Source organism: Rahnella sp. RFA10(1/100) (genome assembly GCF_004195115.1).
GTDB classification, from domain to species: Bacteria; Pseudomonadota; Gammaproteobacteria; order Enterobacterales; family Enterobacteriaceae; genus Rahnella; species Rahnella perminowiae.
Genome location: NZ_SEWR01000001.1, coordinates 482,602 through 507,591, shown reverse-complemented (window position 1 = coordinate 507,591; position 24,990 = coordinate 482,602). Strand labels below are relative to the sequence as shown.

The 24,990-nt window shown below is 52.8% G+C and carries 22 protein-coding genes and 1 pseudogene; 15 read left to right on the top strand and 8 right to left on the bottom strand.

Annotated features, from left to right (window positions below; translation table 11 throughout):
• Positions 1 to 6: 6 nt before the first annotated feature.
• On the bottom strand, positions 7 to 648 hold the full coding sequence (locus ETV65_RS02150) for a nitroreductase family protein (RefSeq protein WP_129951357.1): 642 nt from the start codon (positions 646 to 648) through the stop codon (positions 7 to 9).
• A 384-nt stretch (positions 649 to 1,032) separates the two neighbouring features.
• On the opposite strand from ETV65_RS02150, the gene ETV65_RS02145 reads away from it, so the two are divergent.
• On the top strand, positions 1,033 to 1,731 hold the full coding sequence (locus tag ETV65_RS02145) for a response regulator (RefSeq protein WP_129951356.1): 699 nt from the start codon (positions 1,033 to 1,035) through the stop codon (positions 1,729 to 1,731).
• Positions 1,728 to 2,909 (top strand): ATP-binding protein, encoded by a 1,182-nt coding sequence (locus ETV65_RS02140; RefSeq protein ID WP_129951355.1) that lies wholly within the window; start codon positions 1,728 to 1,730, stop codon positions 2,907 to 2,909. The genes ETV65_RS02145 and ETV65_RS02140 overlap by 4 nt, the downstream gene beginning before the upstream one ends.
• A 70-nt stretch (positions 2,910 to 2,979) precedes the next feature.
• On the opposite strand, the gene ETV65_RS02135 is transcribed toward ETV65_RS02140, so the two are convergent.
• The 3 genes from ETV65_RS02135 to ychF all read right to left on the bottom strand — a co-directional run bounded on the left by ETV65_RS02135 (position 2,980) and on the right by ychF (position 7,007).
• Positions 2,980 to 5,187: a TonB-dependent siderophore receptor gene (locus ETV65_RS02135; RefSeq protein ID WP_129951354.1), complete on the bottom strand. Its 2,208-nt coding sequence runs from the start codon at positions 5,185 to 5,187 to the stop codon at positions 2,980 to 2,982.
• Between the two features lie 189 nt (positions 5,188 to 5,376).
• A complete protein-coding gene (yajD, locus tag ETV65_RS02130) occupies positions 5,377 to 5,724 on the bottom strand; it encodes an HNH nuclease YajD (RefSeq protein WP_129951353.1) in 348 nt (115 codons plus the stop codon).
• Between the two features lie 191 nt (positions 5,725 to 5,915).
• Entirely contained in the window at positions 5,916 to 7,007 is a 1,092-nt protein-coding gene (gene ychF, locus ETV65_RS02125) for a redox-regulated ATPase YchF (protein ID WP_129951352.1), read from the bottom strand.
• A gap of 218 nt (positions 7,008 to 7,225) precedes the next feature.
• Here ychF and ETV65_RS02120 point away from each other — a divergent pair, with 218 nt between their 5' ends.
• The 6 genes from ETV65_RS02120 (at position 7,226) to ETV65_RS02095 (ending at position 15,854) form a co-directional block, all read left to right on the top strand.
• Positions 7,226 to 8,707 (top strand): SulP family inorganic anion transporter, encoded by a 1,482-nt coding sequence (locus ETV65_RS02120; protein ID WP_129951351.1) that lies wholly within the window; start codon positions 7,226 to 7,228, stop codon positions 8,705 to 8,707.
• Positions 8,708 to 8,986: 279 nt separating this feature from the next.
• On the top strand, positions 8,987 to 9,631 hold the full coding sequence (locus ETV65_RS02115) for a hypothetical protein (protein WP_129951350.1): 645 nt from the start codon (positions 8,987 to 8,989) through the stop codon (positions 9,629 to 9,631).
• A gap of 252 nt (positions 9,632 to 9,883) precedes the next feature.
• Entirely contained in the window at positions 9,884 to 11,854 is a 1,971-nt protein-coding gene (locus ETV65_RS02110; protein ID WP_129951349.1) for an SPFH domain-containing protein, read from the top strand.
• A complete protein-coding gene (locus ETV65_RS02105) occupies positions 11,851 to 12,888 on the top strand; it encodes a protease modulator HflC (RefSeq protein WP_129951348.1) in 1,038 nt (345 codons plus the stop codon). The genes ETV65_RS02110 and ETV65_RS02105 overlap by 4 nt, the downstream gene beginning before the upstream one ends.
• Positions 12,885 to 13,928: a protease modulator HflK gene (locus tag ETV65_RS02100; protein WP_129951347.1), complete on the top strand. Its 1,044-nt coding sequence runs from the start codon at positions 12,885 to 12,887 to the stop codon at positions 13,926 to 13,928. The genes ETV65_RS02105 and ETV65_RS02100 overlap by 4 nt, the downstream gene beginning before the upstream one ends.
• Before the next feature lie 12 nt (positions 13,929 to 13,940).
• Positions 13,941 to 15,854 (top strand): cation-translocating P-type ATPase, encoded by a 1,914-nt coding sequence (locus ETV65_RS02095; protein ID WP_129951346.1) that lies wholly within the window; start codon positions 13,941 to 13,943, stop codon positions 15,852 to 15,854.
• A gap of 73 nt (positions 15,855 to 15,927) precedes the next feature.
• On the opposite strand, the gene pth is transcribed toward ETV65_RS02095, so the two are convergent.
• The gene (gene pth, locus ETV65_RS02090) at positions 15,928 to 16,518 is read right to left on the bottom strand and encodes an aminoacyl-tRNA hydrolase (RefSeq protein WP_037034067.1); all 591 of its coding nucleotides are present in this window, start codon (positions 16,516 to 16,518) and stop codon (positions 15,928 to 15,930) included.
• A 294-nt stretch (positions 16,519 to 16,812) separates the two neighbouring features.
• On the opposite strand from pth, the gene ychH reads away from it, so the two are divergent.
• Positions 16,813 to 17,091, top strand: coding sequence for a stress-induced protein YchH (ychH, locus tag ETV65_RS02085; RefSeq protein ID WP_129951345.1), 279 nt, complete (start codon positions 16,813 to 16,815; stop codon positions 17,089 to 17,091).
• A 123-nt stretch (positions 17,092 to 17,214) separates the two neighbouring features.
• Here ychH and prs read toward each other — a convergent pair whose 3' ends face one another.
• The 3 genes from prs to lolB all read right to left on the bottom strand — a co-directional run bounded on the left by prs (position 17,215) and on the right by lolB (position 19,813).
• Positions 17,215 to 18,162, bottom strand: a complete 948-nt coding sequence (prs, locus tag ETV65_RS02080; RefSeq protein ID WP_013575591.1) for a ribose-phosphate diphosphokinase — start codon at positions 18,160 to 18,162, stop codon at positions 17,215 to 17,217.
• A 162-nt stretch (positions 18,163 to 18,324) separates the two neighbouring features.
• Positions 18,325 to 19,188, bottom strand: coding sequence for a 4-(cytidine 5'-diphospho)-2-C-methyl-D-erythritol kinase (gene ispE / locus ETV65_RS02075; protein ID WP_129951344.1), 864 nt, complete (start codon positions 19,186 to 19,188; stop codon positions 18,325 to 18,327).
• Position 19,189: 1 nt separating this feature from the next.
• Positions 19,190 to 19,813, bottom strand: a complete 624-nt coding sequence (gene lolB / locus ETV65_RS02070; protein WP_129951343.1) for a lipoprotein insertase outer membrane protein LolB — start codon at positions 19,811 to 19,813, stop codon at positions 19,190 to 19,192.
• Between the two features lie 276 nt (positions 19,814 to 20,089).
• Here lolB and ETV65_RS25295 point away from each other — a divergent pair.
• From ETV65_RS25295 to sirB1, 6 genes and pseudogenes are all read left to right on the top strand, one after another.
• Positions 20,090 to 20,176: pseudogene (locus ETV65_RS25295) on the top strand (STM2901 family protein); the annotation flags it as partial.
• A gap of 258 nt (positions 20,177 to 20,434) precedes the next feature.
• The gene (hemA, locus tag ETV65_RS02065; RefSeq protein ID WP_129951342.1) at positions 20,435 to 21,697 is read left to right on the top strand and encodes a glutamyl-tRNA reductase; all 1,263 of its coding nucleotides are present in this window, start codon (positions 20,435 to 20,437) and stop codon (positions 21,695 to 21,697) included.
• A 32-nt stretch (positions 21,698 to 21,729) separates the two neighbouring features.
• The gene (gene prfA / locus ETV65_RS02060) at positions 21,730 to 22,812 is read left to right on the top strand and encodes a peptide chain release factor 1 (RefSeq protein ID WP_129951341.1); all 1,083 of its coding nucleotides are present in this window, start codon (positions 21,730 to 21,732) and stop codon (positions 22,810 to 22,812) included.
• Positions 22,812 to 23,645, top strand: a complete 834-nt coding sequence (gene prmC / locus ETV65_RS02055) for a peptide chain release factor N(5)-glutamine methyltransferase (protein ID WP_129951340.1) — start codon at positions 22,812 to 22,814, stop codon at positions 23,643 to 23,645. Before prfA ends, prmC begins: the two co-directional genes overlap by 1 nt.
• A 52-nt stretch (positions 23,646 to 23,697) precedes the next feature.
• The gene (locus ETV65_RS02050; protein WP_129951339.1) at positions 23,698 to 24,087 is read left to right on the top strand and encodes a SirB2 family protein; all 390 of its coding nucleotides are present in this window, start codon (positions 23,698 to 23,700) and stop codon (positions 24,085 to 24,087) included.
• 2 nt (positions 24,088 to 24,089) lie between these two features.
• Positions 24,090 to 24,899 carry an invasion regulator SirB1 gene (gene sirB1 / locus ETV65_RS02045; RefSeq protein WP_129951338.1) on the top strand — a complete coding sequence of 270 codons (810 nt, stop codon included), beginning with the start codon at positions 24,090 to 24,092 and terminating at the stop codon, positions 24,897 to 24,899.
• Positions 24,900 to 24,990: the final 91 nt, after the last annotated feature.

The following is a 24,990-nucleotide window of genomic DNA, read 5'->3' as shown; positions in this document are numbered from 1 at the left end:
CTGTGTTTATGACTTAATTTCAGTCACGAAGTTTTCACGGCTGCGGCGAACTTTCTTCAGGTTCACCAGCCAGTCACCTTCATGGGCGCGATAGCCCAGCGGCAGGATCACGACACTGCGCAGGTTTTTGTCTTTCAGGCCGAGGATTCCATCCACGGCAATAGGATCAAACCCTTCCATCGGCGTCGCATCAACTTCTTCAAACGCGGCGGCAATCAACGCGGCGCCTAAACCAATGTAGGCCTGACGCGCGGCGGCCTGATAATTGGCTTCGGTACCGCGTTCAGCAACGATAGCCAAGAGCTTCTGGCGGTAGCTTTCCCAGCCTTCGTTTTTAAAACCACGGACTTCATTGGTCAGGTCAAACATCATGTTCACGCGTTCAGGTGTGATGTCATCCCATGCTGCGAATACCAGCAGGTGAGAACAGTCAGTAACCTGTGCCTGATCCCAGGAAACGGTGCGGATTTTTGCACGAATATCAGGATTGGTGATCACTAACAGTTCGAAGGGTTGCAGGCCGCTTGAGGTCGGTGCCAGACGCACGGCCTCAATAATATTTTCAATCTTTTCGGCCGGTACCGTTTTGGTCGCATCAAACTTCTTGGTTGCGTAACGCCAGGCCAGTTTTTCGTTTAAGGTCGTCATCTTTTTTTCCTGAAGGATAAATTTGGAAGCGGGGCGTTGCCTGTGACAATTATCCCCGAAATAGCCGCCCGATAATCGCATGAACCGGATCCGGGGTTTTATGCTTTTGAGCCCTCAGAAAGCGCGTGGCCCGCGAAATTTGCAGGGTTTTGCCTGCGGATCGGGTGACAGTAACGATCACCCGCCGGAGGCCGAACCGGGAGGCAATACAGGAAACACTGAAACAGGTAATGTGCAGTATTAGTTTTCTGGATATCATTATAATCCCTCATCACCCAAACGTATGTTTCGTAGCGGATTGCAGCCGCGTCTGAAACCTGAAGTAAGAAGAGGCAGTGCAGTAAACTGCCGGGAATTTATGATGAAACAGTCAAGGCGACCACGATGCAGACAAAGCGGATCCTGATTATTGAAGATGATGCCGATGCGGCAGATGTTCTCGATGCTTATTTAAAACGTGAAGGGTATGACGTGCAAATTGCCGGTGACGGCCTTTCCGGGCTGGAGCACGCGCTGCGCTGGAAGCCGGATCTCATTCTGCTGGATGTCATGCTGCCGGGAATGCGTGGCACCGATGTTCTGGCATCGCTGCGGCGTGAAAGCAGCACGCCGGTGATCATGGTGACAGCGATGGGCGACATGCCCGATAAAATTGGCGCGCTGCGTTTCGGTGCGGATGATTATGTGGTCAAACCTTATAATCCGGGGGAAGTGGTGGCCCGGGTGCAGGCAGTGCTGCGCCGTGTTGCAGCAGAGGAAAACAGCACCCCCGCCGTGTTGCGCTGGCAGGGACTCGACGTGGATGTCGAGGCGCTGACGGCGGCGGTTCGCTCAACCTCGGGCGAATCGCATTATCTTGATTTAACACCAACAGAATTTGGCGTTCTGAGCACACTGATGCGGGCACCGACACGCCCGTTCTCACGTCAGTACTTACTGGAACATTGTCTGCCGGAAAGCGAGGCGCTGGAAAGGGTGGTTGATACGCATGTCTATAACCTGCGCAAAAAACTCGAGTCCGCAGGTATCGTTAACGTATTAGTCAACGTGCGTGGCGTCGGTTACCGGTTCAGACAACCATGAATCCGTCAAATTATCAGTCCTTGTGGCGCTGGATTTGTGTGCGGGTCCTGACGCTGGCCATCGGCAGTGTGGTCGTGATCGCGTTGTGCATGTGGCTGCGTTTTGCCATTCAGAATCTCTGGGTATTGCACCATATGTCTCCCGCGCTCAGGGCAGAATTCTACCTGCTGCGGGACAATCCGGATCTTAACCTCACGCGCTTTCATGAGATTGTCGATCAGGGCTGGGGGGCGCGGTACTCCGATCCTTCCATCGCTTCGGCCGACTGGCTTATGGTTGGCATCCTGGTATTAGTGGTGACGCCGTTTATCGCTATTTTGGGATTAAAAGCCGCGCGTCCGCTTTCGTCGCAATTTAGCCGTCTGGCGCAGGTGGCGCGTGCGGTCACGCAGGGGGATTTCAATACGCGGGCTGAGCCGGTGAAAAATGCCCCGGCGGAGCTGATACAGTTCACCGATGATTTTAACGCCATGATGCTGCAACTTTCACGCTATGAGCGGGAGTTGCGGGCCTCCCATGTGGCGATGGCGCATGAACTGCGATCGCCGCTCACGGCGGCGGTCGGGCGTTTACAGGGCATGCTGGACGGTGTGTTCCGCCCGGAGCCGCAGCAGTTGCAGATGGTGATGACACAGCTTTTGCATCTGAACCGTCTGATCGACGAACTGCATTTGCTGTCGCTGGCGGATGCCGGTCAGCTGAACCTCAGTAAGACAGAGCTGGATCTGGCAGAACTGCTGCGCGAGCGGATTACATGGCTGAAACCTCAGTCGGCGAAAGCCGGTTTTGATATCACCCTGACGCCGGGTGCCCCGTGCCGTTATATCGGTGATCCGTTTCGGCTCGGGCAGGTATTTACCATTCTGATGGAGAATGCATTGCGTTATGCGCTGGAAGGACAGCGTCTGGACATCGCGATCGCCCCCCGCAATGGCGGTTATGAGATAACGTTTCAGGATAAGGGGCCGGGTGTGGATGACAGTTTTCTGCCTGTTATGTTTGAACGCTTCAGCCGGGCAGAATCTTCTCGTGCAAGGCATTCCGGGGGTAGCGGATTAGGTTTATCCATCGCCCGTGCGATTTGTGAAGCTCATAGCGGGCAGATCCGTGCAGCGAAGAAAACGCAGGGCGGGCTGAAGATCACGGTCATCTTACCGCCGCCGGAAAACAGCCAATAAAAACTCCGCACTGCAAAAAATAAGGGATGCTGTGTGCATCCCTTTTTTATATCGGTTTTTTACATCAGGATCAGAAGTCGTACGTCATTGAGACTTTGAGCGAACGCGGTTCTCCCTGATAGATATAGGTTCCGGTGCTGTCGATATTTGACCAGTATTTTTCGTTGGTCACGTTATCAACACCCGCACGCCAGACCATATCATTTTGGTTAATTTTGGTCCGGTAGCGCACGCCAAGATCCAGAACGGTATAAGCGTCAATTTTCTTCGTGTTGGCGGAGTCTGCCCACTGGGAGCCGGAATGATTCACCAGCGCGGTGGCCGTCAGGCCGTCAACCGGTTTAATGTCATATTCCGCCCCCAGAACCAGGTTGTAACGCGGCACGCCAATCGCATCTTTACCGTTGTAGGTATTGTCTTCTGTTTTGGTCATTTCCGGATCAATCCAGGTGGCGCTGCCGTTCAGACGCAGGCCCAGCACCGGCTCGCCAAAGACGTTCAGTTCTGCACCCCGGTTACGTTGCTCACCGTCCATGCCGTAGAAATCCTGACTGTTGAGGATGCCTGAAGGTTTTTTGATTTCAAATAACGCAAACGAACCGCCAACACGCCCGAAGTCCGCTTTTACACCCACTTCGTTTTGTTTTGAATGCGCAATGCCGGTGGTTGTACCGTAGTTTTTCGCTGTGTCCGGTGCCACATCACCGGGTTGTAAAGATTCGGTGTGGTTGGCGTACAGGGAAATAACCTGCCACGGTTTGTACACAACGCCGTACGTCGGCATCCAGCGGCTGTCGCTGTAACGTGATGACACGTCTTCAGCGCCGGTCGCATTCTTGTAATTACGTACGATCACTTTCTGATGACGGGCACCGACGGTGAACAGTACGGTGTCATCCAGAATGCCCAGCGTGTCGGCTAACAGATAGCCCTGAGTCCGGTTACGCCCGGTGGTCAGCGGGTCGTCATAATGACCGCCAGACAGATTAGGTGTCGGGTTCGGGACATTCGTGGTGTGATAAATATTGGTGTTTTCGGCATTGGCACCGTAGGCCATACGCCACGCGGTATTATTGCGTGAAGTCATGGCGGAATAACCGAAATTGACCTTGTGGGTAATAAATGCGGTATCGAAATTGCCGCGAATGCCTGCCATTCCGCTGAAGTTATTGATGATGCGGTTGGTATCCAGACGGCCTATTGTTGCCGTTCCGTCAGCCTCTTTCAGCGCAGGGGAGGCATAGTCACCGGTTTCATGCGAATGTTGTGCACCCACGCCGCCATACACTGTCCAGTTATCGGTCACATCATATTCCGCTTTGGCCATACCAAATTCGGACTCAATATTGCTGTATATCCAGTCCTGACTGTAATTGTGACTGTTGGATGGCACTTTCGGGATGAAATCCACACCACTGATATTTACGCCAAGACGGGCGTCGTGGAAGGTTTTCTTTTGATAGCCCATATCCACCGAGGTACGAAGTCGATCACCGCGATAATCAAGGCCCAGCGAGGCTGCGGTGGTGCGTTTTTTCTCACCATCAATACCGGTTTCACCTTCGCGGTTAACGGCATTGAGACGGACACCGAACTGATTGTCATCACCAAAACGACGGCCCAGATCCAGCGTGCCGCCGACCTGCGAGGAAGAGGTATAATCCACACCCACGCGGGTCAGAGGCAGGTCATCCGCATGTTTTGGCTCAAGGTTAATCATGCCGCCAACGCCGCTTGTCGCCGCGCCGTTCAGTAATCCGTTCGCACCCTTGAAGATTTCCACCCGGTCAATTAATGACGTATCAATTACCTGACGGGGAACCACGCCGGGTAATCCGCCATACGTCATGTCATCACCATCGAGTTCGAAGCCACGGATACGGTAGGTTTCCGCGAAGTTGCCATACCCCTGAACGTTCTGAACACCGGCATCATTGCGCACGACGTCAGCAATGGTTCTGGCTTGCTGATCCTGCATCAATTTTGAGGTGAAGCCGATGATGTTAAACGGCACATCCATCGCATTCTGTTCGCCAAGCATACCAAGACGGCCACCATGTGCCACCTGGCCGTCCAGATAGGCCGGAACCAGCTGATTACCGCCGGGCCGGAATTCATTATCCGGCGTACTGACGATGGTCATCGTATCGCCCGCCGCAGCTGTTGAACCGGTCGCCGGAGCAGGGGCTGTGGCCGCGAGTGCAGGCGTGCAGCTGACGCTGACAAACAGGGCCAGCAGGGTCGGTGTAAACCCCGCAGGTGAAATTTTTTCGCGCATAGTGTAACCCTAATGTAAAAAGGACTGAGAATCATTATTATTTGAATTTGCGATTATGCGTATGGCGCTTTGGGATGCAAGAAAAATCTCAGGGGCAAATGTTTTCGGGAGAGCGGGCGGAGACAGCATAAAAAAATCCACGGCAGGGCGTGGATTTTAAGCGAATGCGCAGGGTTACGGCATCGGATTCTATTTTTTCTTATTAAGCATCGATTTCAAATCGGCAAAGGGATTGTAGGTGGCTTCGCCAACATCTTTTTGTGCATCTTCTCCTGCCACAACGGTTGTGCCGTACTGGTCAGCCTCAGTGTATTTTGAATGTTCGTGGTCATGGCAATACAGACATAACAACTCCCAGTTACTGCCATCTTCCGGATTATTGGTATGATCATGGTCGATATGGTGAACCGTTAATTCACGCAGGTTTGAGTAAACAAACTCCCGCGAACAGCGCCCGCATACCCACGGATAGATTTTCAGCGCTTTCTCGCGATATCCGCTTTCCAGACGCTGGTAGTTTTTTGGGATCAGTGCCATTGAAATGTTATCCGTTACAAAAAGATAATTTTACGTTTGTGCCGCTAATATATCCCGTAATGCGGCAGAAGGAGAAATGAAAGAAGGCCCGGACAGCCACTTTTAAGCAGACCTTTGCGATAAAAAGAAAAATCCACGCCATGACGTGGATTTTCGCAGAGGTTTCAGAACAATATGCGCTGAGTTTGGAATCAGACGTTAAACAGGAAGTTCATCACGTCGCCATCTTTAACGATGTAGTCTTTGCCTTCTGAACGCATTTTGCCCGCTTCTTTCGCGCCTTGCTCACCTTTGTAGGTGATGAAATCGTCGAATGCGATGGTTTGTGCGCGGATAAAGCCTTTCTCAAAATCAGTGTGGATTTTACCTGCAGCTTGCGGCGCCGTTGCGCCAACAGGGATGGTCCATGCACGGACTTCTTTCACGCCGGCGGTGAAGTAAGTTTGCAGATTCAGCAGCTCATAACCGGCGCGGATCACGCGGTTCAGGCCCGGTTCTTCCAGACCCAGCTCAGCCATAAATTCTTCACGGTCAGCATCGTCGAGTTCAGCGATGTCCGATTCAACCGCAGCACAAACAGCAACGACGACTGAGCCTTCCGCTTCTGCAATTTTGCGCACAACGTCGAGGTAAGGATTGTTCTCGAAACCGTCTTCATTAACGTTCGCGATGTACATGGTGGGTTTCAGTGTCAGGAAGCTCAGGTAGCGGATGGCCGCTTTGTCTTCTTCAGTCAGAGCCAGCGCGCGCAGCATGCCGGCGTTTTCCAGCTGTGGCAGGCATTTTTCCAGTGCGGCCAGTTCTGCTTTCGCGTCTTTGTCGCCGCCTTTGGCGCGTTTCTGCACACGATGAATCGCACGTTCGCAGGTATCAAGGTCAGATAACGCCAGTTCGGTATTGATGACATCAATGTCATCAGCCGGATCCACTTTATTGTTAACGTGAATAATATTGTCGTTCTCGAAGCAGCGCACCACGTGGCCGATCGCTTCGGTTTCACGGATGTTGGTCAGGAACTGGTTACCCAGACCTTCGCCTTTAGAGGCACCTTTTACCAGGCCCGCGATGTCCACAAATTCCATGGTAGTAGGCAGGATACGCTGGGGTTTTACAATTTCTGCCAACTGGTCGAGACGCGGATCGGGCATAGGTACCACACCGGTATTCGGTTCGATGGTGCAGAACGGGAAGTTTGCCGCTTCGATACCCGCTTTGGTCAGCGCATTGAACAGCGTAGATTTACCGACGTTCGGCAGGCCGACGATACCGCATTTGAATCCCATGTTTTTCTCACCTTAATATCTTAATTATCAAACGATTAAATATAACCGCACGATGTAATGACCACAATTCCCCGCATTATACACGAGAACCACATTTATCTCGATCCGCTTGTGGCCGTCCCTGATATCAGCACACAGGATAAACCTTGCCTCGTCTGGTTCATTTTTAGATACTTGTCACAATTTTTTAACTGATCGGGAAATGTACCGGATGTTCTATGTTTAGTCCGCGTGGTCTGAAGTTGTCTGAAGTGAAGAATGAAACGCTGGCCGGATTCGTGGTGGCGGTATCAATGATCCCTGAGGCGGTCGGTTTTTCACTGGTTGCCGGGTTGTCACCGATTGTCGGTCTGCATACGGCGTTTATTATCGGGCTGGTAACGGCACTGTTTGGTGGTAAACCGGGCATGGTCTCGGGTGCGGCGGGTTCCATTGTAGTTGTGCTGATGAGTCTGGCGGCGCAACACGGTATGGGATACGTGTTGTGGGCGACCATTTTTGCCGGGATGATCCAGATACTGATTGGGGTTTTCCGCCTCGGAAAATTTATCCGGCTGGTGCCGTTGCCTGCGGTTCACGGCTTCGTGAACGGTCTGGCGATTGTCATTATGCTGGCTCAGTTGCACATGATTGCCGGGCAGGGGCCACTGATGTACGGGCTGGTGCTACTGGCGATACTGGTGGTGGTGCTGTTCCCGAAACTGACCAAAATCATTCCCGCTTCGCTGGCGGCGCTGATCATCGTTTCTGCCGTCGCGATCGGTTTTAACCTGCATACCTTGCGGGTGGGTGATCTGGCGGATATCTCAGGAGCATTGCCGCATTTCAGCCTGCCGGTTGCACCATTCAATGTGGATATGCTGAAAGTCGTGCTGCCCTATGCCGTCGTGATCGCGCTGGTCGGCCTGATTGAATCGCTGCTGACCATGACGGTGCTGGATGAAATGGGGAATCAGAAGGGCAACGGTAACCGCGAGAGTATCGCCCAGGGCGCGGGCAATGCCATTTGCGGGTTGTTCGGTTGCTTCGCCGGTTGTGCGATGATTGGGCAATCGATCATTAATTTTACCTCCGGCGGTCGCGGGCGGATTTCAGGTACGGTGGGGGCCATCCTGCTGATTCTGTTTGTGGTCAGTCTCTCCGGTTATATTGGTCTGCTGCCCGTCGCGGCGCTGGCCGGGATTATGCTGGTTGTCTGCTACAACACTTTTGAGTGGAGTTCGCTGCGGCGTCTTCGCCGTATGCCGAAAGCCGACGTGCTGGTAATGCTGATTGTCACGGTCATCACGATTTTCACCGATCTTGCTGTGGCGGTTATCAGCGGCGTCATTATCTCAGCGCTGGTTTTTGCCTGGCAACAGGCGCGTATCCGTATTCGTGAGCACAAAACCAAAGGCGATCTGACGGTGTATAAACTAGACGGGCCGCTGTTCTTCGGTTCTGCGGCGACATTTGCTGAACTGTTTAATCCTGAAAACGATCCGCAAAATGTGGTGCTGGATTTTGCCGGTACGCGGGTCATGGATTCCAGTGGGGTGGAGGCGATTGATAAGCTGACTGCGCGTTATCTTGAAGCCGGTAAAAGCATCCGCCTGCGCCATCTGAGTCATGACTGCATCAGTCTGCTTAAGAAAGCCGGGCCTTTCTGCTCTCATGAACTCGACGATCCGCAATATTATGTTGCGGAAGATAATTTGTAACGAATAGGTTAAATGTAATTTATTTTCCATCTTTGTGGATCTGACAGATAACTGAATTTGAAATTATAAATTCAGTTATCTATTTTATTTTTACACTTTACTATAATCATCTCATTTTCCGAACGGTATACTCTGAATCATATTTAATAGTTATTAATCATTGATTGTTATATAAAAAGCGTATGGTTTTCATATCCTGGTCATTCAGCGGGGTGGTGAATAGCTTTCGCTGTTAACAGATTAAACTCGTTTAAATGGAAGGGAAGTTAAGGATGATCTATGTATAGATTAATAAGTAATATTATGCCAGCTTATGTTCGGTATGCGGATAAGATTGGAACTAAAGGCGCGTGTATGGGAATGGTGCTGACATGGCTTGGCGATGTTTTAAAAAGCCCCATGGGTCAGAGTGCTGAAAAATGCTTACAAAAGTCTGTTTTCCCGAAAGATGTTGATGAGGCAGCACTGCAAGTCTTATTTGAGCGTTCAACAAGAAAACAGACGCATTATATGGACAGAATTCGTGCCTACGTATTATCAGGTGGTAAAGAGTCCCATTTGAAATTCTTAGCCGCTTACAAGGACAAAAAACAACGAATAAATGAAATTAAACGCAATGTCCCGGGGTTATACTACAGAGAATACCCACTTACTTATTACAGGGATATTAAAGGGCTGGATGTTGAGAATGCATACTCATCTACGAAACAAGGGGTGATCATATCTGTTGATCTTCTCAGGGAAAATCAGAACCTTCATGTTACCGCTGCTATAAGAATGAGTGAGATTCTGACTTATTTTCTTGATCCTAATTATGGGTTATATCGCATAGATGGCAGAGATCCTAATAAAGAAATAGAGGCAATACTTTACAACCTATACGGTCGTTTTTATTTCTCCGGGCAGATTGTCGTTAGTCAGTAATGCAGAGATTAACGGAGCCTCCGGTGAAGATCTGTGGGTGTCATTCCCTGGCCTCGCAGATGTCAAACCGCTGACAGCGGGCAGGCCTGCCTGTCCGCATACTTTTAAGATAAACGCTTACAATTCATGGCAAAAAACGGCCAAATTCATATCGCTGAAAATTCTGTAATGTTATACCGTTACGACCGGTCAATTTCGCATTAACAGGTTTCAGGCCTGTTCTGCGGTTTTTTTTCCTTTGCCGGAGCGGACATGAGCACAGATAAGGCATCCGGGACTGATAACAACAGTAAACCACTGCGCTTTCAGTCAGCCGCCTCCCACACACATTGGCTGAGCGGGCTGATGAACGCCATCATGGTGATCAGCAGCCTGATGTACCTGATATTGCTGATGTTTTATCTGGTATCACCGGAATCGGTCTGGCCGTGGGTGACCGGCAATATCATGGCCGCGATGTGGGTTTGTGCGGCCTCTCTGCAATGCGCGAGGCGCATCAGTCGCTGGCGTGAGCAACAGTTTGCGCCTGCCATTGACATGGCGGCTGAAACCATCACACCACATACCTCTTCCGGATTTTCTCAACGCCTGGCGTCCCGGTCATGGATACGCCCGGTTTTACGTTATGTCAACGCGCAGGTGTTCTTTCAGGCATTTCCCGCGTTAGCGGCACTATTACTTATCGCATTATTGTGGCGATTACCGTTACCGGCAAATGACGCCGGTGCTGCGGGGTATTTTGCCGGTACGGTATTCATTCTTTGCGCTTTTGCGGTGCTGGTTCTGGAGCGTCACTGGACGCTTAAAAGCCCGCTGGAATGGCCGGAAGCGGCAAAACTCGCGCCAATATTGCGTATGCTGATTGGCGTTTTTTTGCTGAGTGCATTAGCGCTGATGTTTGCCCATGGTGCTTCGGTGTGGCCGGCGCATCTGCTGATGTTTACCGGATTGTTACCGGGACTGGTGGCGCTGGAGCTTGTCCTGCGGGCGCTGATGGCGATGTTTTCGCCGCTGCGGGAGGGTAAAGAACCTGAGTTTATTGCGGGCAGTCTGCTGGCTGCACAAATTTGCTGGCCGCCGCGTCCGTTACAGTTTGTGCAAAACGAACTGCATCAGCATTTTGGTATCGATCTTCGTCAGATTTGGGCATTTCATTTTATGCGCCGTGCGCTGTTACCTCTGGCCGCAATTTTGTTACTGACCGGCTGGCTGCTGACGGGCATCAGCGAGGTGCCACTGACCCAGCGTGGGATCTATGAATCCTTCGGTAAACCGGTGGCAGTCAGGCAACCGGGTTTGCATACCGGGCTGCCATGGCCTTTTGGCCGCACGCTGTTGGTCGATAACGGTGAGGTGCATGAACTTACCACGGGGTCAGAAGACGCTGCGACGCTCGCATCCGTCACGGTGGCTGACACCGCCGAAGGTCCGGCGCCGGAAAGTGCCAACCGTCTGTGGGACTCCGGCCACAGCAGCGACAAATCCCAAATTATCGCCAGCGCCGCGAACGACCGGCAAAGTTTCCAAATCATGGACATGGACGTGCGCTTCGTATACCGGGTCGCCATGAACGATGATGCTGCCATGGCAAGCCTTTATCACACCGCAAATATACCGGTGCTGATCCGCAGTATCGCCAATCAGGTACTGGTACATGATTTTTCTTCGCGCACACTCGACAGTCTGCTGGGTAGCGAACAGACACGCCTTGCCGCTGACATTGGCCGGAAAGTGCAGAGTCAGCTTGATCATCTCAACAGTGGCGTGGAATTGCTGGCCACAGTGATTGAATCGATCCATCCGCCTGCAGGTGCGGCGGATGCTTATCATGGCGTACAGGCGGCACAAATATTGGCGCAAAGCGCGATTGCCGGTGAGAAAGGGCAAGCCGCACAGCAACTGAATGCGGCACAGCAATTTGCCCGTCTGGCGCTGGATGCCGCCAGCGCCAAAAATGACGAAAATCGCGATCAGGCGCAGATCATGGCGCTGCGCTTCAACGCAGAAAATCAGGCATATCAGGCCGGCGGGCAGTCGTTCCTGACCGGGCGTTATTTCAGTCAGCTGGCGCTGGCAATGCAGCAGCATCCGAAGGTGTTGATTATCGATCATCGTATCAGCGGCGGAACGCCACCGGTGTTGGATCTGAGAAGTTTTACCCTGCCATTTACGCCCGCAGCGGATAAAGCGGCGCATTCTGTTAAAGCGGAGACTACCCGGTGACTGATTCCCCACAACCTGAAGTCCACGGACATGATCATGACGCACATGGTGGGCATCATCACGGCGCCGGACATCATCACCATCATCATTCCGGGCCTGCAACCCCCGGACTCTGGCGGCGGGTCACGATTGCCGTTGTCCTGGTGGCGCTGATTGCCGCCACAGCCTGTCTGGTACAGGTGCGTTCCGGTGAGGCGATGGTAATTACACGCTTTGGTAATCCGGTGCGTGTACTGCTGCAACCCGGGCTGGCGTGGCATCTGCCGGTGCCGCTGGAAACGGCGATCCCGGTGGATTTACGTATCCGTACAACGTCCAGTGGCTTGCAGGATGTCGGCACGCGTGACGGGCTACGGATCATCGTGCAGGCTTATACCGTCTGGCAGGTGAAAAACGATTCCCAACATGTACAGCGTTTTATCCGTGCGGTACAAAATCAGCCGGATATCGCCGCCGCGCAGATACGCACCTTTATCGGCTCGGCGCTGGAAACCACCACCAGCGGTTTTGCGCTGGCTGATCTGGTGAACACAGACGCCGGCAAAATCCGCCTTTCCGGCTTCGAACAGCATTTGCATGATCAGATTGCCCGTCAGTTGCTTGACAGCTACGGCATCGAACTGGTGCAGGTCGGCGTTGAACGCCTGACATTGCCGTCGGTCACCTTAGATGCCACGGTAGATCGTATGCGGGCAGAACGCGAAACCATTGCCACCGAGCGGTCTGCTGAAGGCAAGCGTCAGGCGGCAGAAATCCGCTCATCCGCTGAGCGCGATGCCCGCGTGATTAAGGCCGATGCATTGGTCAGCGCGGCCAATATTGAGGCGCAGGCGCAGTTGGAGAGCACGGCAATATACGCCAAAGCCCGGGCCGGTAACCCCGAATTGTACGATCTGCTGCGATCGCTGGACACGCTCAACAACGTGATCACGCCAGGCACTCAGCTGATATTGCGCACTGATGCGGCACCGTTCCGGCAACTGGTGGAAGGCCCGCCGTCATTACCTGCCGCCAGTAACGGGACGCCGCCATGAATCCGCTGTCCCGTTTTCACGGAAATGCGTGGTTTCAGGCAGGGCGTATGGCCTACCTGGCGCTGTTTGCCATGACGCTGATTGCGGCCGCAAACTGGCTGTTCTCTAATGTCCGGCAGATAGCACCGGATAAGCGCGCGGTGGTGATGCGCTTCGGGGCTGTTTCGCGTACGGCGGGGGCCGGGTTGTTGCTGGCGTGGCCGGAACCGCTGGAACATGTTGAAATTTTGCCTGCCGCCGACCGGGTGATCGAACATCACGTTACGGCTTTGCTCAGAGAGAATATTGTGCCTGCCTGGACCAATACCGGCGGTGAGAAAAATGATGCTGTCGCAGGTGCGGGGTATTTACTGACCGGCGATTCCGGCGTGGTTCAGCTGGATGTGCAGGTATATTACGTGATAACCGATCCGGTCGCGTTTGTGTTGCAAGGGGAACATGTGTTACCGGCCCTGGATCGTTTAACTGAGCATGCGGCGGTCGCGATTTGTGCTTCCCGTGATCTGGATACCATTCTGGTCGCCCGGCCTGAAATGGTGAGTAACGGCATCTCTGTTGCAGAACGCCGTGAGCGGCTGCGTGGTGATTTACGTCAGGCAATTAATCAGCAACTTGCCGCGCTGACGGCGGCGGGCAGTAGCCCGGGGATCGAAGTCCGTCGCGTTGATGTGCAATCTTCACTGCCACCGGCGGCGGTTGATGCCTTTAATGCCGTACTGACGGCCAGCCAGCAAGCGGAACAGAACATCGCCACTGCCCGTAACGAGGCCGCACATGTTCATCAGGAGGCGGTTCAGTCGGCAGATCGTGCCGTGCAGGTTTCCCATGCCAAAGCCAGCGAGCAGATCGCGCGCGCCTCAACGGATACAGCAACCATTGTACAACTGGCTAACGACCACTCGCCTGAATTGCTGTGGCGTTTATGGCGTGAACGGATGCCGGGGATCCTCGCCCATGCCGGCAGCGTCACGGCTGTTGATCCCCATGACGACGCGCATCTGATCCTGCCGGGGCCAGACCGTCCATCATCTCAACCCTGAGGTATTGCTCCTGTGACTTCTTTTTCTTCTGAAGAACCGCAAACATCGCCGGCAAAAAGTGTGCTGTTAACGCGTCATGAGCAACGAAACATGGCGGTGCAGTTACTTCTGGCAATGGCGGCGTTTGGTCTGTTGCTGTGCGGCTGGATCTGGCAGTGGTTGTTTGCGCAGCAAAGTGACATCGGGCAAATTTTATTTGGTGTGGCGTCACTGCTGGTGGCGGTTCCGGTGCTGCGCTCGGCCCTGTACAGTTTACGCAGCCCCAGCCTGCATGGCGTTACCGATCAGCTGATTGCGCTGGCGATGTTGGGGGCCTGGGCTACGGGTGATCTGATGACCGCGGCACTGTTACCGGGCATTATGATTTTGGGTCATATTCTAGAAGAGCGCAGCGTTATCGGTTCGCAGGAAGCCATCAATGCACTCAGCCATCTGACCCGCAGCCGCGCCCGGCGGATGTTGCCCGGCGGTGAGATTGAGGAAATCGATAACCACCGGTTGCGAACCGGTGACCGGATTGAAGTGCGCGCCGGTGACCGGTTACCCGCCGATGGCCGCGTGTTAACGGGCAGCGCCAGCCTCGATACCGCACCGATCACCGGAGAATCAGTACCACAGGAAGCCCGCGTGGGTGACGATGTGTTCGGCGGTGCCATTAATCTCGACGGATTGCTTTGCGTTGAAGTCACGCGCACCGGTGCGGATGCTACGCTCGGAAAAGTGATTGCGTTGATGCAAAAAGCGGAGCATGCCAAACCGCCGATCACCCGTTTGCTTGAGCGTTATGCCGGGCAATACCTGGTGCTTATTCTGCTGATTGCCGCCGCGACCTGGTTCGTCACGCAGGATGCCCATTCCATGCTGGCGGTGCTGGTGGCAGCATGCCCCTGCGCGCTGGTGCTTTCCGCACCCGCGACGGCAATAGCCGGTATCGCTGTGGCCGCGCGTCACGGCATTCTGATCCGCAGCTCGGCATTTCTTGAGGAACTGGCGGATCTGAATGCCATCGTGGTCGATAAAACCGGCACGCTGACGCACGGTGAATTGCATTTGCAGCGTACGGTTCTGGCCGGACAGGAATCTTCTGACGCTGTGCTCTGTCTGGCAGCCAGTCTCGGTGCCGCGAGCAGCCATCCGGTCAGCCGTGCGCTGGCGAAGTTACTGCCGCGTGAACAATACTTGCCGCTGGAAGATATATCAGAACAACAGGGGATGGGAGTGCGTGCGCGAACGGCGCAAGGCGAGGCCCTGTTAGGGCGTCCGGCATTTTTCAGCCGGAATGCTATCCCGGTGACTGCCGAACCTGAGCATGACGGACCGCTGGTCGGGCTGGCGCTAAACGGGCGTTTTCTCGGCTGGTTACTTCTGTCAGATTCTTTACGGCCTGAGGCACTAACCGCCTTAACCGAACTGCGTCAGTTGGGGCTGCAACGACAGCTTCTGCTAACCGGTGACCGCGCCAGTGTGGCTGAGCGTATTGCCAGTGAGCTGGGCATCAGTGATGTGGTCGCGCAGGCCTTACCGGAAGATAAACTGCATCAGGTATCAGCGGAAATTGCGCAAGGATTCCGGCCGATGGTGGTCGGTGACGGCATAAATGATTCTCTGGCGTTAAAAGCAGGCGTTGTCGGCATTGCGATGGGCGCGGGCGGTAGCGATATTGCGCTGGCCTCCGCCGATGTGGTGCTGATTGGCAGTGATTTGCGTCGTCTCGGCACCTGTGTCCGCCTGAGCCGGGCGTGCCGTAAAACGCTCAAAATCAATGTGTTCATCGGGCTGGGCTGGACGTTGTTAGTGATGGCGGCTGCCGCCACCGGTTTACTGGGCGTAGGCGGTGTGCTGATTGCGGCACTGCTGCATAATCTGAGTACCTTGCTGGTGCTGGGCAATGCCGGACGTTTGCTGCGTTTTGACGAACCACTTTAGATAAATTAATGGAAAGTAAAACGGGCGCAAACATTTGCGCCCGTTATCGTCAGTACTGATCGCAAAGTGGTGTTTAAAGCTCTGCTTTAAAAGTATGTAACCGACGCATGGTTTTTTCCAAACCTTCTTTCATCAGCAACTCAGTACAGCGCAGTGATTCATCAATCGCATCGTCGATTAGCTTCTGTTCGCTGGCCGGTGGCTTACCCAGCACAAATCCTACCACTTTACTTTTATCGCCAGGATGACCGATACCGATACGCAGACGGTAAAAGTTCGGGTTATTGCCGAATTTACTCTGAATATCTTTCAGGCCGTTATGGCCACCATTGCCGCCACCCAGTTTGATTTTCGCCATACCGGGTGGGATATCCAGCTCATCATGTGCCACCAGAATTTCATCCGGCTCAATGCGATAAAACTGAGCCATCGCCAGAACTGCTTTACCGCTGAGGTTCATAAAGGTGGTCGGCACCAGCAGCCGGACATCCTGACCTGCCAGTGACAGTCGGGCGGTGTAACCAAAAAACTTACTTTCTTCTTTCAGTTGCTGATTGTGCTGACGGGCGAGAAGGTCGACGTACCAGGCGCCGGCGTTATGGCGGGTCTGGGCGTACTCTGCGCCGGGATTGGCCAGCCCAACGATCAATTTAATGCTGCTCACGATGTTCGCTTCTTTAATCCGGTGAGGTGTAGCGGGCTAGTTTACCTGTCGCTGGTGGTTGTGCCAAACACCTGGCAGCGTTAATTCCTGCCGATGCATCAGAAACTGAATAGTTCATGGCGCTGACTATTAACCTTTCGAACGTATCTGTCTGGAAAACGTAAAGATTTGTCATTCAATATGCTCTGTCTGTGATCATGACCGCAAAGTGAACCGGATGGGACGTCTATAGTTAAAGGCAGGAAAAGACAAGACAGCAATGATGCTAAGACTATCGACAACCGGAGGTGACTTATGAAACGTAAAACCGCAACAATAATCGGCAATGGCCTGATGGGACTCGGTTTGCTCACAATGGTCGGTGGTGTTGGTTATTCTATCCTGAATCAGATGCCTGAACTGGGGTTACCGCAATTTCTGGCCCACGGAGCCATTGGGAGTATCTTTATCGGTGCTATTTTATGGCTGGCCGGTGCCAGAGTCGGTGGGCAAGAGCGTGTTGCAGACAGGTACTGGTGGGTGCGTCATTTCGATTCCCGCTGCACGAACGGTAAATCACACCGTCATTCCTGAGTGTATCAGAGAATGTTCTGATGTTCCGGGTCATAAAAAAACCGTTGTCGCTTTCGCGATAACGGTTTTTGCATTTCAGGTTCTGCAAAAGCAAAATGCCCCCTGAACACAGGGGCATGATGATTAATGCTCGAACATTGCAGAAATGGATTCTTCATTGCTGATGCGGCGGATAGCCTCAGCCAGCATGCCTGACAGGGTCAGGGTACGTACTTTTTTCAGTGCACGGATTTCTGCGGACAGCGGGATGGTGTCACATACAATCACTTCGTCGATCACGGAGTTTTTGATGTTTTCTACTGCATTTCCGGAGAAGATCGGGTGAGTGGCATACGCGAACACGCGTTTAGCACCGCGTTCTTTCAGTGCTTCAGCCGCTTTACACAGCGTGCCACCGGTATCGATCATGTCATCAACCAGTACACAGTCACGACCGGCGACATCACCAATAATGTGCATTACCTGAGAAACGTTTGCGCGTGGACGACGTTTATCAATAATAGCCATATCAGTGTCGTTCAGCAGTTTTGCCACGGCACGGGCGCGGACAACACCGCCGATGTCCGGAGAAACAACAATCGGGTTTTCCAGGTTCTGTTGCAGCATATCTTCGAGCAGGATAGGGCTGCCGAAAACGTTGTCTACAGGCACATCGAAGAAACCCTGAATTTGCTCTGCATGCAGGTCTACAGTCAGAACACGGTCAACGCCAACGCTGGACAGAAAATCAGCCACAACTTTAGCGGTAATAGGCACACGGGCAGAACGCACCCGGCGATCCTGACGTGCATAGCCGAAGTAAGGGATAACGGCGGTGATACGACCAGCGGAGGCGCGGCGTAAGGCATCAACCATGACCACCAGTTCCATCAGGTTATCGTTAGTAGGCGCGCAGGTGGACTGGATAATGAAAATATCTCCGCCACGTACATTTTCGTTAATTTGCACGCTTACTTCGCCGTCGCTGAAACGACTGACGGCGGCGTCACCAAGGCTGGTGTATAAACGGTTGGCAATACGTTGTGCTAGTTCCGGGGTGGCGTTACCAGCAAAAAGCTTCATATCAGGCACGAGAAGAACCTCAGGCTTGCGTCCAGGGAAGACATTGGCTTTTGGCACCACCGGGCGGTGAGCGGTACCAAAGCATTATGCTCACGATACTTCTAAATCTTACTACTTAAATCTGTTGAATAATTGGCTGGCAAAGAACAGACACAAAATCTCTGTGACTCTCTACGCTTTGCCCGCAGTTCTCAACCAGACGTCACGAAAACGGTGTAATGGCGATACATTAACACCTTGTGCGACAAAACCCCGACTCCACGACGGTGTTTTATCTAAAACATGACGGGCGGCAGATTCGGTGTTGAATTCTGCAAACACACAGGCACCGGTTCCGGTCAGTCGCGACGGCGCGTATTCTAACAGCCAAGAAAGTAGCTGTTCAACCTCGTAAAAACGTTTTCTCGCAATCGGTTCGCAATCATTTGCGTAAGGCGTGTCCAAAAGCACATTAACAGTGCGTTTTGGTGTATTTCTGGTCAGATCAGGATCACCAAAAATTACCGGCGTCGGAATACTGACACCCGGATGTGCAATCAGATACCATTTTTCTGCCGGTTCGACCGGCTGTAAGATCTCGCCGATGCCTTCAGCAAACGCAGCATGGCCCATCACAAAGACGGGCACATCCGCGCCCAGCGTCACCCCTATTTGAGCCAGTTGAGGATCGGAAAGGCCGCAGTTCCAAATTGCATTCAGTGCCACCAGCACGGTGGCGGCATTGGAAGACCCCCCCCCCAGACCGCCCCCCATCGGAATACGTTTTTGCAATGTAATGTCTGCGCCCTGAGACGTGCCCGTGTGCTGTTGCAAAAGACGTGCGGCACGTGTCACCAGATTGTCTGCATCCGCCACGCCTTCAACAGGTGTGGCCAGCACGATATTGCCGTCGGCGCGGACGTTAAAACTCAGGCTGTCACCGTAATCTACAAACTGAAACAGGGTCTGCAGATTATGGTAGCCATCCGGACGCTGTCCGGTGATATAAAGAAACAAATTGAGTTTAGCCGGAGAAGGCCACCATTGCTGCGTCATATCAGTTTAGCGTCCAGTTATCCATTTTGAGCTTGATACGTTGTTCGCCCTGAGTCATTTCCAGACGTTGCGGGAGGGACGGTTTGGCATCTTCATCATAACTCTGATACACCACGGTACCCGGTTTTCCGTTCTGCGTGAACTTAACTTGTGACAGGCGGTACTGGCTGTCGAGTGTGAAATCGGTGCCGTCACCTGGCAAACCGAGCATCCACAAACGCAGATTAGCCAGCGGAATCGACATACCGGTCAGCTTCTGGATCATGTCATCCGGATTATCACTGGTGTAATGCTTGCCTTCATTGTTAGTCAGCTGCGCAATCCCGCTTTGCACTTTCAATTCCATTTCCGTACTGCCCAGCGGATTGGTCAGCAACAGACGATAGCTGTCCGGGGAATATTGTTGCCAGAAGAAGCGCGCATAAACTTTTTGCTTATCGGAAAGATAAGCGAAAGAGCCACGGGTCTGATAATGCTCAAGCTGTTTAACCTGAGCTTCATGCTCACGCCATTGCGCAGAGGTCGGGCTGGTTGCCGGGCCTTTGGGTGCATTTATGGAACAGGCGGCAAGAACTAAACTTGCAAGAGGAAGAAGGCGAACGAAATGTGCTTTACGCATTGGCATAACCGATTAAATCCTTTGTGCTTTGGCGAAATGAGTTACCAGGACAAATGTGGCGAGCGTCAGTTTAGCACAGCCCGCGCGGCGGGTGATCTCAACCCTGCGCAGATGATCAGCGATTGAAAGACTTTGGGACAATGCTGATGTGTAAAAGGATTTAATTTAGATGACATCTTTCAAGGCATGACACGCGACACGCGGGTCAGCAAACCTTACAATCTTGCCTGCAACAGCCACCAAGAGTATTTTAAAACCCTTCAAATTGAATGGATATAACGAATGGATACGGTTGAGCAATTAAACGGAACTTATTTTTACGATGGAACATCAAATTTAAGTGCAGGCGAATTATTTTTTTGGATGATGCATTGCGATGAAAATTCTTGGGGGGCAATGCTGCGCTGAATGCAAATGAATAACAGGAATAACAGTATGGGCGATACATTCCAAAAATCATGCTGCAAGCCGCTATCTGTGCGGTTTTTCACCCAGGACAGACATAAACCCACATCATATTTAACCGAAGATGCTGTTCACCTTTTATTGATCTCGCGCATCTTGTAGAATGCGCAACAGACGTAAACCCATACTATTATAAAGTATAAGCCGAAAATCGCTCTCCCTATGACCCTGCTTGCATTAGGTATCAATCACAAAACCGCCCCGGTGTCTCTGCGTGAACGGGTAACATTCTCACCCGAGACCCTCGATCAGGCGCTCTCCAGTCTGCTCCAGCAACCGCTGGTGCAGGGCGGCGTCGTGTTGTCTACCTGCAACCGCACTGAGCTGTACCTGAGTGTTGAGCAGCAGGAAAACCTGCAGGAACAGCTGGTGAAGTGGTTATGCGATTACCATCATCTGAGTGAAGATGAAGTGCGCAAAAGCCTGTACTGGCATCATGATAATGAAGCGGTCAGCCACCTGATGCGTGTTGCCAGCGGGCTGGACTCTCTGGTACTGGGCGAGCCGCAAATTCTCGGGCAGGTCAAAAAAGCCTTCGCAGAATCACAAAACGGGCAGGCGGTTTCAGGTGAACTGGAGCGTTTGTTCCAGAAATCCTTCTCCGTGGCCAAGCGAGTGCGTACGGAAACCGATATCGGTGCCAGCGCCGTTTCTGTCGCGTTTGCTGCCTGTACGCTGGCACGCCAAATTTTCGAATCCCTTTCTGATGTGAGCGTGTTGCTGGTCGGTGCAGGTGAAACGATCGAACTGGTCGCGCGTCATCTGCATCAGCATAATGTGCGTCATATGATGATTGCCAACCGGACGCGTGAACGTGCGCAGGCGCTAGCGACCGAAGTGAATGCACAAGTGATCAGCCTGCAGGATATCGATTCCCGTCTGGCGGAAGCCGACATTATCATCAGTTCTACCGCCAGTCCGCTGCCCATTATCGGGAAAGGCATGGTGGAACGTGCGTTAAAAGCCCGCCGTAACCAACCCATGCTGATGGTGGATATTGCCGTTCCGCGCGATATTGAACCGGAAGTAGGTAAGCTGCCTAACGCCTATCTGTACAGTGTCGATGACCTGCACAGCATCATTCAAAACAATCTTGCACAACGTAAAGCCGCGGCTGTTCAGGCGGAAACCATCGTTGAGCAGGAGAGTTCCAATTTCATGGCCTGGCTGCGTTCGCAGGGAGCCGTTGAAATTATTCGTGATTATCGCTCGCGTGCTGATATCATTCGCGCCGACGCACAGGCCAAAGCTCTGGCCGCCATTGCGCAGGGCGCTGACGTCGAAGCGGTGATCCATGAATTAGCTCACCAATTGACAAACCGTCTTATTCACGCGCCAACCCGTTCATTGCAACAGGCAGCCAGCGACGGTGACGTGGAGCGTTTGCAAATTTTACGCGACAGCCTCGGGCTGGGTCAGCAATAGTTCTCCTTTTCTCACAGGGTTATACACCACGCATGAAGCCTTCTATTGTTGCCAAACTGGAAGCGTTACAAGAGCGCCACGAAGAAGTGCAGGCGATGCTTGGCGATGCCGGCGTTATCGCCGATCAAGATAAATTCCGCAGTCTTTCCCGCGAGTATTCTCAGTTAACCGCCGTCTCTGAATGTTTCCTTGCCTGGCGTCAGGCGCAGGACGATTTAGAAGCGGCTGAAATGATGCTCGATGATCCTGAGATGCGCGAAATGGCGCAGGAAGAAATCAAAGACTGCAAAACGACTATCGAAGAACTCGAACAAAAACTACAGCTTCTGTTATTACCCAAAGATCCCGATGATGAGCGCGGTTGCTTCCTGGAAATTCGCGCCGGAACCGGCGGTGATGAAGCGGCTATTTTTGCCGGTGATTTATTCCGTATGTACAGCCGTTACGCCGAAGCGCGCCGCTGGCGGGTGGAAATTGTGAGCGCCAGCGAAGGCGAGCACGGTGGCTATAAAGAAGTGATCGCCAAAATCAGTGGTGATGGCGTCTATGGTCAGTTCAAGTTTGAATCAGGCGGCCACCGCGTCCAGCGTGTGCCGGAAACGGAATCTCAGGGACGCATTCATACATCGGCCTGTACCGTCGCAGTCATGCCAGAAATACCGGAAGCTGAACTGCCGGAAATCAACGCGGGTGATTTGCGTATTGATACTTTCCGCTCATCGGGCGCTGGCGGTCAGCATGTTAACACCACCGATTCCGCCATTCGTATTACGCATATACCAACCGGTATCGTGGTGGAATGTCAGGACGAACGTTCACAGCACAAAAACAAAGCCAAAGCGATGTCTGTGCTGGGCGCGCGTATCCGCGCGGCAGAAGTGGCAAAACGTCAGGCTGAAGAAGCCTCGACGCGCCGCAACCTGCTTGGCAGCGGTGACCGTTCAGATCGTAATCGTACCTATAACTTCCCCCAGGGGCGCGTCACTGATCACCGCATCAATCTGACCATTTACCGTCTGGATGAAGTGATGGAAGGCAAACTGGACAGTCTGATCCAGCCGATCGTGCAGGAATATCAGGCCGATCAGCTCGCCGCGTTATCTGAGCAGGACTGATGGATTTTCAGTCCTGGCTGCGTGAGGCTGCCCGCCGTCTTGCTGCGGGTGAAAGCCCGAAGCGGGATGCTGAAATTTTGCTCGGCTTTGTGACCGGCCGGGCAAGAACTTTTATTATGGCTTTTGGTGAAACACCGCTGACGGCCGACCAACTGCAACGCCTGGATACTTTGCTTGCGCGACGTGAGCAGGGTGAACCGGTGGCTTATCTGACCGGCGAGCGTGAATTTTGGTCGTTGCCTCTGTCAGTCTCTCCCGCGACATTGATTCCCCGTCCTGATACCGAATGCTTAGTCGAACAGGCACTGGCCCGTCTGCCTTCTGAACCCGTCAGTATACTGGATCTCGGCACAGGAACCGGCGCGGTTGCACTGGCGCTGGCCAGCGAACGCCCTGACTGCAAGGTGACCGGTGTCGATCTGCAACCGGATGCCGTCAGGCTCGCGCGACATAACGCGCAGAAGTTAAATATCCTGAATGCGTGTTTTTTGCACGGCAGCTGGTTTTCACCGGTAGCCGGTGAGCGTTTCGCGCTGATAGTCAGTAATCCGCCGTACATCGATGCCGCCGATCCGCATCTGGCGGCAGGGGATGTGCGTTTTGAGCCCGCCAGTGCGCTGGTGGCAGAAAATGCCGGTCTGGCTGATCTGGCGCATATTATTCAGGCTGCACCCGCGTATCTTCATCCGGGAGGCTGGTTACTGCTCGAACATGGCTGGCAGCAGGCGGCTGACGTCCAGGCGTTATTGCACGATGCCGGTTATCAGCAGATCGCGACGATTAAAGACTATGGTGATAACGATCGGGTCAGCCTCGGACAGTGGCACCCTTAACGCGGATTCTAAGAAAATCAATCCAAGAAAGTAAATTTAAAGGAAACGGGTCATGGCATATGTCTGGATCAAGTATCTGCATCTGTTCACTGTAACCCTGAGTATTGTATTGTTTGTTTTACGATTTTTTTGGAAATGGGCGGGTTCTGCTATGATGCAGAAACGCTGGGTGAAGATCGTTCCGCATATGGTGGATACTTTACTGTTATTAAGTGGTATTTCGCTTATCTTCATCACACACTTTTATCCGTTCAGCCCTCAGGGAACCTGGCTGACCGAAAAGATTTTTGGCGTTATTATCTATATCGCGCTGGGTTTTGTGGCTCTGAGCAAGCGACCTGTTAGCCAGAACACCCGCTGGCTGGCCTTTATTCTGGCGCTCGCTTGCTTGTATCTGATTCTTAAACTGGCGCTGACAAAAATACCGCTGCTAATGGGATAACTATGAGTACCCTTGCTGATTTTGAATTTAACACCGCCCGGCTCAGTACCGGCGTGATCAAAGTAACGGAAGCCGTGCGTTTCGATTTCAATGCGGACGACGTTCGCCACCAGTTGCAGGCACTGGTCGATGAAGCCCGCCGCGTCGTTCCCGAAGAGCTTGATCAGGATCAGCAGCTCGAAGTGTTGATTGAACTGTTTTACCGCACCTGGGGTTTTGGTGGCGCGGGGGGCGTTTATCGTCTGTCTGACGCTATCTGGATCGACAAAGTACTGTCCTCACGCCAGGGTACACCGGTTTCACTGGGTGTGATTTTTCTGCACATTGCCCATGAACTGAGTTTGCCGCTGATGCCGGTAATTTTCCCCACTCAGCTTATCTTGCGTGCCGACTGGCTTGACGAAGAAATGTGGCTGCTGAATCCGATCAACGGCGATACACTCAACGAGCATATGCTCAGTGTGTGGCTGAAAGGGAATCTGGGCGTGATGGCGGAAATAGAAGATGACGATCTGGAAGAAGCGGAAAACACGCTGATCGTTCGCAAAATGCTCGATACACTGAAAGCCGCGCTGATGGAAGAAAAACAGTTTGAACTGGCCCTGCGCGCCAGTGAAACGGTACTGCAGTTCGATCCGGAAGATCCGTATGAAATCCGCGATCGCGGGCTGATTTATGCCCAGCTGGAATGCGATCATGTGGCGATCTCTGATCTTAACTATTTTGTTGAGCAGTGCCCGGAAGACCCGATTTCAGAGGTGATTAAAGTGCAAATCCATTCGATTGAGCACAAGCAAGTCACGTTGCACTAATTTATACTTACCTTACATCACATCCGGAATGCCGTTCCAGAACAATCCGTTATGTAACTTCCGGATGAAAGATTTATCACTAAAAAGGCCA